The following is a 3,389-nucleotide window of genomic DNA, read 5'->3' on the forward strand; positions in this document are numbered from 1 at the left end:
TGGACATCGACCACATGGTCCCGCTCGCCGAGGCCTGGCGTTCGGGCGCCAGCACCTGGACCACCGCCAAGCGCCAGCAGTTCGCCAACGACCTGACCCGCCCTCAGCTCATAGCCGTCACGGACAACGTCAACCAGGCCAAGGGCGACCTCGACCCCGGCAAGTGGCTGCCGCCGCGCACCGCCTACCGCTGCACCTACGCCCGGTCCTGGGTCGAGGTGAAGCAGTACTGGGGGCTGAGCATGGACGCCGGGGAGAAGACCGCCCTGGTCGGCATCCTGAACGGCTGCTGACACCCGGCCGCTCCCCCGGATTTTTCACCCCCGCTATCCCCCGCCAGGGGGAGGCCGGGCCCCCGCCCCGCCCCGTACCGTGATCCAAAGGGCTGTCGAGGAGGGGGAGTCGGATGGCCGGACTGCGACTGGGACCACTGCTGCGCCACGTCGACTGGGACACGGGCGGCTCCGCCACGATCTGGGTCGAGGCGGACCGCCCGTGCACGGCGGAGGTGCGGTGTGCCGACGGGGCCGGCGGCAGCGCCCGCACCTTCCAGATCACCGGCCACCACTACGCTCTGATACCGGTCACCGGCCTGACGGCCGGCACGGCGACGGCGTACGAGGTGCTGCTCGACGGGGTGCCCGTCTGGCCCGAGCCCGGCGGCCGCTTCCCGCCCAGCACCATCGCCGTCCCGGCGGTGGGCGGCGGGCCCGGCCGCCCCGCGCCCGGGCTGCGGGTCACGTTCGGCTCCTGCCGGCAGGCCGCCCCGCCCGCCGGCCGGCGCGGTCCGCACGGAGCCGACGCCCTCGACACCCGCGCGGCACGGCTGGCCGCCGACCCCTCGGAGCCCCGCCCGGACCTCCTGCTGCTCCTCGGCGACCAGGTCTACGCCGACCAGCTGTCGAAGGAGACCCGGCGGTGGCTGGCGGCCCGCCGGGACCTGCGCGAGGCCCCCGGCGCCCAGGTCGCGGACTACCAGGAGTACACCCGCCTCTACGACGAGTCCTGGGGCGACCCGGAGATCCGCTGGCTGCTGTCCACCGTCCCCAGCCTGCACATGTTCGACGACCACGACGTCATAGACGACTGGAACACCAGCGCCGCCTGGCAGGCGGAGATGCGCGCCACCCCCTGGTGGCCGGAGCGGGTCCTCAGCGGGCTGATGTCGTACTGGGTGTACCAGCACCTGGGCAACCTCTCCCCCGCCGAGCTCGCCGCGGACCCCCTCTACGCCGCCGTCCGCGCCACCCCGGACGGCACGGACGCGCTGCGCGCCTTCGCGGCCGCGGCGGACGCCGATCCGGCGTCGGTGCGCTGGAGTTACCGGCGGGACTTCGGCCGGACCCGGCTCCTGATGGTCGACACCCGGGCCGCGCGGGTGCTGGCCGAGGACGGGCGGGCCATGCTCGACCCGGCGGAGCAGCGCTGGCTCCGGGAGAACGCCCTGTCGGGGCACGGCGGTTACGACCACCTGCTGATCGGCTCCTCACTGCCGTGGCTGATGCCGCCGCTGATCCATGACGCCGAGGTGTGGAACGCCGCGCTCTGCCGCGGCGAGCGCGGGCAGAGATGGGCGCGGATCGGGGAGGACCTGCGCCGGCGCAGCGATCTGGAGCACTGGGCGGCGTTCCCGGCGTCGTTCGCCGCGCTGAGCGACCTGATCGAGGAGGTCGGGACCGGACCGAAGGCCCCGGCGACGGTCGCCGTCCTGTCCGGGGACGTCCACCACGCGTACGTGGCCGAACCGCTCATACCCAGTACGGCGCGGGTCTTCCAGTTGACCTGTTCGCCGGTGCACAACTCCATCCACACGCTGGTGAAATGGGGCTTCCGGCTGGGCTGGTCACGGCTGGGCCGCTGGCTGGGGCGCGGCTTCTCACGGCACGGCCGGACGGGGCGGCCGCCGCTGAGCTGGCGGCGCACGGGCGGCCCGTGGTTCGGCAACCAGCTGATGACGCTGACCCTGGCGGGGCGTGAAGCCCGGCTCCGGCTGGACCAGGCCCGCTCGTCGCGGGCCGGCGCCCGCCTGGTGACGGTGCTGGACCGCCGGCTCACCGGAGCGGAGTAGGCCGCGGCTCCGGGGCGGGGGCGCCGGGCGTACGCTGTATGGCTGTCAAGCCGCCCCTGCCGCCTCCCCGCGACCACGCGGCGCTCCGGACTGGGGAGTCCCGCTGTGATCGAGACGCTGGGGTCGCTGACCGCGACCCCGTGGATCTACGTCCTCGTGGCGGTGTCGGTCCTGCTGGACGTGTTCCTGCCGGTGCTGCCGAGCGGGGTCCTGGTGATCACCGCCGCGGCGGCGGCCGCCGGGGGGCCGCCCGCGCGGGTCCCGGACGTCGCGGTCCTGCTGACGGTCGCCGCCACGGCCTCGGTACTGGGCGACCTCACGGCCTACCGGCTGGCGCGCCGCAGCGGGCCTCGCCTGGACCGCGCCATCGCCCGTTCCCGCCGCCTGACCCGGGCCCACGAACGGCTGGGCACGGCCCTGGCCCGCGGCGGCGGCCTGCTGGTGGTCCTCGCCCGCTTCGCCCCGGCCGGCCGCTCGGTGGTCTCGCTGGGCGCGGGCAAGACGCAGCGCAAGGTGGGCGAGTTCCTGCCCTGGTCGGTCCTCGCGGGCATCAGCTGGGCCGGCTACAGCGTGTCGCTGGGCTACTTCGGCACCCAGTGGCTGGGTACGGCCTGGCTCGGGACGGCGGTCTCCCTGATCGCCCTCTTCACCGCCGGCTCCCTGGCCGCCTTCCTGCTGCGCCGCCCCTCCCCCACGCCCCCGGCAACGGCCTGACCCGCCCGTCCCCACCCGTGCCCCGAAATCCCCACCCGTGCCCCGAAAGGATGGGCCGGGTGGGCCAGTGGGTCACCCGTTCACCCGGCAGCAATCGCGGGCCGCCGCCCCGGCTTCTAGCGTCCAGAACACGGCGCGCCACCGAATCGGCGCCATGTCCCTGTCCCGGCCGCGCCGTCCCGAGGAGCCCGAGGAGATCTCGCCATGCCCCCCACGCGCATCCGGCATCGCCTGACCGGAGTCGCCGCCGCGACACTGGTCATCGCCGCCGCCGCACCCGCCTCCGCCGCCCCCGCCGGCGGTACGACCCCCTCCGCCACGGTCTCGCCCGGCACGGTCTCCCCGGGCGGCCGCGTAGGCCTCAACGTCGACGGCTGCACCACCCGCACCGGCCGGGCGTCCTCCCGTGTCTTCAACACCGTCACCCTGGCCCCGGGCAGCGCCACCGCGAGCAACCTCTCCGGCTCGGCCACCGTCTTCAGCGACGCCACCCCCGGCTCCTACCCCGTGACCTTCGAGTGCGGCGGCCGCCGGGTCAACGTCACCCTCCAGGTGGCCCCCGGCGCCGCGCGCGGTGGCCTCGGCGGCAGCATGGACTCCATGAGCC

Annotated in this window: 4 protein-coding genes; all 4 read left to right on the forward strand. The window is 75.2% G+C overall.

What is annotated here, in order from left to right:
* Positions 1 to 293 (forward strand): HNH endonuclease family protein (locus VR44_RS19980; RefSeq protein ID WP_045948914.1); only part of this gene is annotated, 293 nt, incomplete at its 5' end.
* A gap of 113 nt (positions 294 to 406) precedes the next feature.
* Positions 407 to 2,068 (forward strand): alkaline phosphatase D family protein, encoded by a 1,662-nt coding sequence (locus tag VR44_RS19985; protein ID WP_045948915.1) that lies wholly within the window; start codon positions 407 to 409, stop codon positions 2,066 to 2,068.
* 105 nt (positions 2,069 to 2,173) lie between these two features.
* Positions 2,174 to 2,782, forward strand: a complete 609-nt coding sequence (locus tag VR44_RS19990; RefSeq protein ID WP_045948916.1) for a DedA family protein — start codon at positions 2,174 to 2,176, stop codon at positions 2,780 to 2,782.
* Positions 2,783 to 2,986: 204 nt separating this feature from the next.
* Positions 2,987 to 3,389 (forward strand): hypothetical protein (locus VR44_RS19995; protein ID WP_045948917.1); only part of this gene is annotated, 403 nt, incomplete at its 3' end.

The sequence above is a fragment of the Streptomyces katrae genome (assembly GCF_000966975.1).
Classification (GTDB): domain Bacteria; phylum Actinomycetota; class Actinomycetes; order Streptomycetales; family Streptomycetaceae; genus Streptomyces; species Streptomyces katrae.